Raw genomic sequence first — 8673 nt, 5'->3', positions numbered from 1 at the left:
ACAATATGTCAAATGAACTTCTTATTCAATTCAAGAGAAAAAAAACGGGCCGAAAACAACCCTTTAACCCTCTCCTTATCGCCCTGCCCTATCAGCTAAGCGGGTGCAAATATAGAAAGGTTATTTTCTATTGACCAAACTATTGCCAAACTTTTTTTAAATATTTTTTTTCTACCCAAACCAATACACCTCAAAAGCCTTGTTTTACAAGGGTTTGACTAAACAAAAAAACTTTATTTTTTCTTCTATTTATTATTTGACTTTATCCTGCAGTTCTATCTCAGCGGTATTCATAAACGTACCGCAACCATCAACCACATCAAACCAAAACAAGGAATGAATCTACTTTTCACATATTTTATCCTTATCCCTGTTAAAAACTATTTACATCAATCTATCCTATATTATGGAAGATTTCATGAAATTTTTTCTCATTCCATCATTATACATATTTCCACCCCATCTATATTGTGTGCCTTATTGCAAGGTATTATCTTTGCCTCCTTATTTTTATATTAAAAGGGAATGATCAAGATTACATTACCAGACGGAAGTATCAAGGAGCATCAAAATGGCATCACTCCTATTGAGGTTGCCAAAGAAATTAGCGAAGGACTGGCAAGAAACGTTATATCAGCCACCTTTAATGATGAAACTGTTGAAAGCTCCACCCCGTTGACCCAGGATGGAAGCTTGGTTCTACATACCTGGAAAGACAAAGAAGGGAAAAAAGCGTTTTGGCATTCCACATCACACGTGGTCGCCCAAGCTCTCGAAGAATTGTATCCGGGAATTAAATTGACTATTGGTCCTGCTATTGAAAATGGATTCTATTATGATGTAGATTTTGGCGAACAATCCATTTCAGAGAAAGATTTTCCAACTATTGAAAAAAAGGCATTGGAAATCGCCAGAGGCAAGCATGATTATAAAATGAGAAGTGTTTCCAAAGCTGAAGCACTTTCCTATTATAAAGAACAAGATAACGAATATAAGGTAGAGCTTATTGAAAATTTGGAGGACGGCACCATCACCTTTTGCGATCATAGCACATTTACCGACCTGTGTCGTGGAGGGCACATTCCGAATACAAGTATCATCAAGGCCATTAAAATATTAAGTGTAGCCGGAGCTTACTGGAGGGGAGATGAAAACAATAAGCAACTTACCCGCGTTTATGGCATTTCCTTTCCAAAGCAAAAGGAGCTTACTGAATATCTTGAACTTTTAGAAGAAGCCAAGAAAAGAGACCACAGAAAGCTCGGCAAAGAACTGGAACTCTTCACATTTTCACAAAAAGTAGGACAAGGGCTTCCTTTATGGTTACCTAAAGGAGCAGCTTTAAGAGAACGTCTGGAGCAATTTCTGAAAAAGGCACAGAAAAAAGCCGGCTACGAAATGGTTGTGACACCGCATATTGGACAAAAGGAACTATATGTGACTTCAGGCCATTATGCAAAATATGGTGAAGACAGTTTTCAACCTATCAACACTCCAAAAGAGGATGAAGAGTTCTTGTTAAAACCCATGAACTGCCCACATCATTGTGAAATATATAATAGCAGTCCGTTCAGCTATAAAGATCTACCCAAGAGATATGCAGAGTTCGGAACCGTATATCGATATGAGCAAAGTGGTGAACTGCACGGTCTTACAAGGGTAAGAGGTTTTACCCAGGATGATGCCCACATTTTCTGTACTCCGGATCAATTAAATGATGAGTTCAAGAATGTCATCGACCTATCATTATATGTATTGAACTCTCTTGGCTTTGAGAATTTCACAGCTCAAGTTTCTGTTCGTGATTTAGACAAACCTGAAAAGTACATCGGAGATGCTGATAACTGGGAAAAAGCGGAACAAGCTATCATTAATGCAGCCGAGGAAAAAGGCCTTGACTTTGTAATTGAAAGTGGAGAAGCCGCTTTTTATGGCCCAAAATTGGATTTTATGGTAAAAGATGCCCTTGGAAGACAGTGGCAACTCGGCACCATTCAAGTGGATTACAACCTTCCGGAACGATTTGACCTTACATACAAAGGCAGCGATAATGAGCTCCACAGGCCAATAATGATACACCGCGCACCATTTGGAAGTTTAGAGCGATTTGTTGCCATATTGCTTGAACATACAAGAGGAAATTTCCCATTGTGGCTTATTCCCACTCAGGCCATTGTGCTGCCAGTCAGCGAGAAACATGAAAAATATGCGGAAAAAGTTTTGAATTCTTTAGAAAATCACGAAATTCGCGCGCTCATTGATAATAGGAATGAGACGGTAGGGAAGAAAATCCGTGAAGCTGAGCTCAAGAAAATTCCATTTATGCTCATTGTTGGAGAGCAGGAAGAGCAGGCGGAAACGATTTCAGTAAGAAGACATGGAGGGGAGGATTTCGGAAGTATCAGCTTAAGTGAGTTTTCTGACTTGGTATCTACTGAAATAAATAGTACCTTAAAGTCGTTCTAAAAAAATTAGTTTAATTAAAAAGTATACGTCATAGCAATACGAAGAAGATTTAGACCCCAACCTAGGAGGGAAAATAAAAACCCTCATAATATCAATGATAAAATTACAGCCCCAGAGGTAAGACTTGTTGGGGATAATGTAGAAATAGGAGTGTATCCCATTGCCAAGGCGATGGCCAAGGCAAACGAACTGGAACTGGATTTGGTGGAGATTTCGCCAAAAGCAAATCCACCAGTTTGTAAAATTATTGATTACAAAAAGTTTCTTTACGAGCAGAAGAAACGAGACAAGGCCCTAAAGGCCAAAGCCACTAAGGTGGTTGTAAAGGAAATACGCTTTGGGCCGCAAACGGATGACCACGATTATGAATTTAAGAAGCGTCATGCTGAAAAATTTCTAAAAGATGGTGCCAAACTCAAAGCTTATGTCTTCTTTAAAGGAAGATCTATAGTTTATAAGGACCAAGGCGAAATATTATTACTCAGATTGGCCCAAGAACTCGAAGAATTAGGCAAGGTGGAACAAATGCCTAAATTGGAAGGAAAGCGAATGACCATGTTCATTGCGCCAAAGACCAAAAAATAAATTAAAGCGGGAAGCTGATTTTTTCAGTTATAATTATAAATAGGAGAAAATGCCTAAAATGAAAACAAAATCCAGTGCCAAAAAGCGATTCAAGCTTACCGGTTCTGGTAAAATCAAAAGAAAGCACGCTTTTAAGAGTCATATCTTGACCAAAAAGTCTAAAAAGCGTAAGCTTAAGTTGACACACTCTACTCTAGTACATGAGTCAGATGTCAACAGCATTAAAGAACAATTACGTTTAAAATAATTGTTCAATCAGGTACATTAATTATTAACCATGGAGTCAGGCTTATAGAAGTGTCAAAAATAGACCGCCTGCTACAAAAAAATGAAACATTATGCCAAGATCAGTAAATTCAGTTGCTTCTAGAGCCAGAAGGAAAAAGGTGATGAAGCAAGCCAAGGGTTACTTTGGAAGACGTAAAAACGTTTGGACAGTAGCCAAAAATGCGGTAGAAAAAGCAATGCTTTATGCTTACCGCGATAGAAGAAATAAAAAACGGAATTTCCGTGCACTTTGGATTACCCGTATTAATGCAGGTGCAAGAATGCATGGAATGTCTTACTCTCAATTTATGGGCAAGGTAAAATCAAATGGAATCGAGCTTAACAGAAAAGTTTTGGCCGATTTGGCGATGAACCATCCAGATGCTTTTAAAGCCATCGTTGAAAGAGTAAAATAAAGATTTAATATAAACTTACCCCGCTTATTAAAAATCCCGCTCAGTGTTGAGCGGGATTTTTGTTTGTTTATCCAAAACTTGCGTCCAAATTTTAAGGTCAAGCCGAAAGCCACCCTTTTTAAGACAATTCTGGTTCTGGGCTATCATTGAGTTTATTTACTACAAAACAAACTTCAAGTGTAAAATTCCTACAAAAGAATACTTATGCCTGTTTTTTTTCGTTACAAGGGACAGCCAATCAACCTTAAACGAAAAACACATGGCCATATCCAACCTCATTTTACCCAAGCAATTTTTTATAATTGTCATTTTTGCATTTGCCTGTTTTAATCTTAATGCCCAATCTTACATTGGGTTTCTTTCGGATAACTATAGCGGTGTAAATCGGGTCATAAACAACCCAGCTAATATCGTAGATACTCCATATAACTTCGATTTGAATTTAATTGGAGTAAGCACTATTTTCAGCAATGATGCCTACGCTTCGGAATCGCTATCTGTTCTCACAGATGATAATTTTGAATTCCCGGACTCTTTGTCCGAAAGCTTTACAAATGACAATTTTGCCTACAGCTATACAGATGTTTTAGGCCCATCCCTAATGATAAACCTGAACGAGAAAAGTGCTATTGCCCTTTACACTAGAGCAAGAGCTATTTTTAATGTCTCCGGCATCAATGGTTCAGAGATTAACCAATTTACTGATGACTTCGACATCGATACTGATAATTTTGCATTAAATAACCTAAACACGAACATCGCCGGACATGCCTGGGGTGAGGTTGGACTTACCTATGCTCGCATCTTTAAAAATAACAATGAGCATTTCTATAAAGGTGGGGTGACCCTAAAGTATTTGGTAGGACTTGGAAGTGGATATGCACAAACACAAAACCTTACCGCCAATTATATTGCCAACGGAGATGATATACTGGATAACTTAGCAGATGGAAACATTACGTTGGATGGAAACCTGAACTATGGGCTTTCTTACGGAGAACTGGAAGACGAGTTTAAATTTGACGAACTTGAAAAACCGCGTTCTTTAGGTTTAGATATCGGAGCAGTATATGAATGGCGACCCGATTATCAGGATTACTATATCACGGACAAAAAAGGAAACAAAGTCTTAGATCGCACAAAAAACAAATATAAGTTAAGGGTTGGCGTGTCGATTTCGGATATCGGAAGTATCAAATATACCGAAGGAACATTAAATGGTCTGGATATTAATGCGACCACCTTGGAATTTGTTGGTGATTTAAACGCTGCCAACGATTTCAATGATATCCAAACAGTTTTAAATGACAACCAATATGCCGACCTGATCAACAACGCTACCTCCGGTACTTCATTTGAAGATCTTGTTACGCAATTGCAGAATGCCAACAACCTTGCTGAAGCAGAGTTAATCTTGCAAAACAATGAAGATGAGTTAAGTACTTTGCTTGATGATCTAGAAAATTTTGAGAATTTAGATGACATACTTACTGATTTTAATGTTGTTTCATTGACAACCCAGGATTCAGAAATAAAAACAGTCTTACCAACACTTTTGCGCCTTGATGCAGATTGGTCGTTCAACAAAAATCTCTATCTGAACATGGCCACTAATATTTCACTGACTTCACGTTCTAAAACCGGTAGAAATGCAATTGCCAACGAGCTACGTGTAACACCTCGCTATGAAAGCAGGGTTTTCAGTTTGTTCTCCCCAATTCGCCTTGTACAGGGTAACGGATTATTGTGGGGACTTGGATTCCGGTTGGGTCCATTGTATGTAGGCAGTGGTTCAGCACTCTCCAATGTCTTAATAGGAAATATTGAAGCAGGTGATGTATTTGCCGGTTTAAAAATTCCAGGACTTAAATCAAGAAGTAGGGATAAAGATGGAGATGGTGTAAAAGATAGAAGAGATCAATGCCCAGATACTCCAGGCCCAAAAGAAAATGATGGTTGCCCTTGGCCCGACAGCGATAACGATGGTGTAATAGACAAAGATGATGAATGTGAGGACACCCCAGGTCCAGAAGAGAATAATGGCTGTCCTTGGCCTGATACTGATGGAGATACGGTCCCAGATAAAGATGATGATTGTGTGGACATTCCCGGACCTATAGAAAATGGAGGTTGTCCTTGGCCTGACGCCGATAATGATGGTGTGCCAGATGCAGAGGATCAATGTCCCAATATAGCTGGCGAAGTCGCCCATAACGGCTGCCCTGATACGGATGGGGACAACATTATCGATACCGAAGACGAATGTCCCGATGTTGCAGGAACAATAGCGAACAAGGGCTGCCCCGAAGTGACCGAAACCGTTCAAAAAGAGTTGAATTCCTTTGCGAAGACTATTTTATTTGACTCAGGAAGAGCCAGTATCAAAGTCGAATCAGCCAAGGTCATGGCAGAAATCATTAAAATTCTAAAAGAATACCCCAATGCAAAATTTGTAATTGAGGGGCATACCGACAGTATTGGAAGTGCACCCCATAACCAAACGCTATCCGAAAAAAGAGCGAAGTCCGTTCTTCAGTTTTTGATTGAAAAAGGAATTGATGCCCAAAGGCTTTCTGCCATTGGATACGGAGAGAAAAAGCCTATTGCCACCAATATGTACAAACATGGAAGAAAACAAAATAGAAGGGTAGAAATCAATTTGATCAAATAGGTAAATCCAAATAATCGAATTTAAAATCCCAACCAAAAATGGTTGGGATTTTGTATTTTAAGGCATTGTAGTTTTACAAAGATGAAATCACTTTTAACCTTTTTACTTGTCTTTTTTAGCCTAGTTTCCTCCCGTGGACAAAAGGATAGTATTTCGTTTCTAGCATTGGGTGACAGTTACACCATTGGAACTGGTGAATCAAAAATGAATAGCTGGCCCTTTCAACTCATGTATCAATTAAGAAAGAAGAAAATTGACATAGAGACTCCAAAAATCATTGCCAAAGCAGGCTGGACCACTACAAACTTATTGGATGCGATTCAAACTGAAAAACCAACTCCAAACTATGAATTAGTGAGTCTTTTAATAGGCGTGAACAATCAATATCAAAATTTGGATTTTGAAATTTTCAAAAAGGAATTTCAAATACTTCTAAACCAAAGTATCGCCTTGGCCAAAGGCAATACAAAGCATGTTTTTGTGCTTTCCATTCCTGATTGGAGCGTAACACCTTTTGCCCGTTTTAATGACAAAAAGAAAATTGTCAAGGAGCTAAGCAGGTATAATTTCCACATAAAGAACGAAACAGAAAAACGGGACATATTATTTATTGATATCACTAAAATATCCCAAAATGCCCTTCTCAACCCTTCTCTAATTGCATCCGACAGTCTACATCCTTCCAAAAAGATGTATAGATTGTGGGCTAAGAAGATAAGCAAGAAGCTTTACAAATAACCTCAATTCCCAAATAACGTAAGTACCAATTTTCTTCCCGAGGCATGATTCCGATGTTCACACAAATAGATTCCCTGCCAAATACCAAGGTTTAATTTTCCATTTGTAATTGGAATTTGGACAGAACTCCCCAATAAGGAAGCTTTTATATGTGCGGGCATATCATCCGGACCTTCATAGGTGTGAATATAATAGGGCGCATTTTCCGGCACCATTTGGTTAAAATGACTTTCAAAATCGACCCGAACTGTTGGGTCCGCATTTTCATTAATGGTTAGTGCTGCCGAAGTGTGCTTTATAAAGACATGCAATATCCCGACTTCTATTTTTGAAATTTCAGGAATGGCATTGATAACAGTATCCGTGATGAGATGAAACCCCCTGTTATAGGGTTTTAACCGTATTTCGTGCTGATAACATTTCATAATCGGTGAAATTAATACAAACTTTACTTCATTTGACTACCAAGCCATACCTTTGCGGTTTTAAATTGAACAATGGACTTTTCGCAAATAAAAATGGTGGTTTCCGATATGGATGGGACACTTTTAAATTCCGACCATCAAGTAAGTGACCGTTTCTTTGAAATTTTTGAAGCGCTAAAGAAAAAAAACATACAATTTGTTGCAGCTAGTGGCAGGCAATACCACAGCATGGTGGATAAGTTGAAGACCATCAAAGATGATGTGATTTTTGTTGCCGAAAATGGGGCTTTCGCCAAGCAAAAGGAGCAAGTTTTGCTTACAACGGCAATTGAGCGATCTAATGTCAACCAAGTACTTTCTGCACTATCGGACGTTCCCAATGTTCATCCTGTATTGTGCTGTAACAATAAGGCATATGCCAATGGTAGTTCCCAAGATTTTTTGAAGTTGCTCTCAGAATATTACACAGAATTCGAAGCTGTAGAAGATCAAACCAAAGTGGATGATCAGGTCCTAAAAGTTGCCATTTATCATTTCGAGAATTCAGAAAAGTATATTTATCCGGCGGTCAAACATTTGGAAGGCCCATTAAAAGTAAAGGTTTCTGGCTCCAATTGGGTGGATGTCTCCCATAAAAATGCCCATAAAGGTTATGCCTTGGAAAAGTTAATGCAACACTATGGGCTTTCCACCGATGAAGTAATGGTGTTTGGGGATTATAACAACGATTTGGAAATGTTAGAGCTGTCCAACTATAGTTTTGCCATGGAAAATGCGCATCCCAATGTAAAGAAGGTAGCCAAATTTGGCACCTCCAACAACAATGATTTTGGAGTGGAACGCGTTTTGGAAAAGCTGATATGAGCGAGGTAGATTTTTTGATTGAGGAATTTGACCTTGCGCCACATCCTGAAGGTGGATTTTTTAAAGAAACCTATCGAAGTACCGGAAAAATAGAAAAAGAAGCTTTGCCCAAAGCCCTTAGATTAGATTCCATATAATAAACCATGTTGGTGATGTTGAAAAGAGGGGGTCCGGGGGAGACTAACAACTTCCTTTTTTGTGGATAACTTTGGTTTTTGATAAAAGGGAACGGGGTGAACTC

At 38.7% G+C, this 8673-nt stretch carries 9 protein-coding genes; 8 read left to right on the top strand and 1 reads right to left on the bottom strand.

Features of this window, described 5'->3' with window-relative positions; translation table 11 throughout:
• Positions 1-525 precede the first annotated feature (525 nt).
• From thrS to E4661_RS18450, 6 genes are all read left to right on the top strand, one after another.
• Entirely contained in the window at positions 526-2466 is a 1941-nt protein-coding gene (gene thrS / locus E4661_RS18475) for a threonine--tRNA ligase (protein WP_136468945.1), read from the top strand.
• Positions 2467-2496: 30 nt separating this feature from the next.
• Entirely contained in the window at positions 2497-3051 is a 555-nt protein-coding gene (gene infC / locus E4661_RS18470) for a translation initiation factor IF-3 (RefSeq protein ID WP_136468944.1), read from the top strand.
• 49 nt (positions 3052-3100) lie between these two features.
• On the top strand, positions 3101-3298 hold the full coding sequence (rpmI, locus tag E4661_RS18465) for a 50S ribosomal protein L35 (protein ID WP_073181711.1): 198 nt from the start codon (positions 3101-3103) through the stop codon (positions 3296-3298).
• Positions 3299-3389: 91 nt separating this feature from the next.
• Positions 3390-3734 (top strand): 50S ribosomal protein L20, encoded by a 345-nt coding sequence (rplT, locus tag E4661_RS18460; protein WP_073181708.1) that lies wholly within the window; start codon positions 3390-3392, stop codon positions 3732-3734.
• 259 nt (positions 3735-3993) lie between these two features.
• The gene (locus E4661_RS19520; RefSeq protein ID WP_240751549.1) at positions 3994-6405 is read left to right on the top strand and encodes a DUF5723 family protein; all 2412 of its coding nucleotides are present in this window, start codon (positions 3994-3996) and stop codon (positions 6403-6405) included.
• Between the two features lie 81 nt (positions 6406-6486).
• Positions 6487-7143: an SGNH/GDSL hydrolase family protein gene (locus E4661_RS18450; protein ID WP_136468943.1), complete on the top strand. Its 657-nt coding sequence runs from the start codon at positions 6487-6489 to the stop codon at positions 7141-7143.
• A 2-nt stretch (positions 7144-7145) separates the two neighbouring features.
• On the opposite strand, the gene E4661_RS18445 is transcribed toward E4661_RS18450, so the two are convergent.
• Positions 7146-7568 (bottom strand): secondary thiamine-phosphate synthase enzyme YjbQ, encoded by a 423-nt coding sequence (locus tag E4661_RS18445; RefSeq protein WP_136468942.1) that lies wholly within the window; start codon positions 7566-7568, stop codon positions 7146-7148.
• A gap of 72 nt (positions 7569-7640) precedes the next feature.
• Between E4661_RS18445 and E4661_RS18440 the strand changes: the two genes are divergently transcribed.
• Positions 7641-8432, top strand: a complete 792-nt coding sequence (locus E4661_RS18440) for an HAD family hydrolase (protein ID WP_136468941.1) — start codon at positions 7641-7643, stop codon at positions 8430-8432.
• Positions 8429-8569 (top strand): cupin domain-containing protein, encoded by a 141-nt coding sequence (locus E4661_RS18435; RefSeq protein ID WP_136468940.1) that lies wholly within the window; start codon positions 8429-8431, stop codon positions 8567-8569. The genes E4661_RS18440 and E4661_RS18435 overlap by 4 nt, the downstream gene beginning before the upstream one ends.
• Positions 8570-8673 lie beyond the last annotated feature (104 nt).

The sequence above is a fragment of the Flagellimonas onchidii genome (genome assembly GCF_004804315.1).
In the GTDB taxonomy this organism is placed as follows: Bacteria; Bacteroidota; Bacteroidia; order Flavobacteriales; family Flavobacteriaceae; genus Flagellimonas; species Flagellimonas onchidii.
This window is presented reverse-complemented; position numbering and strand designations above follow the sequence as displayed.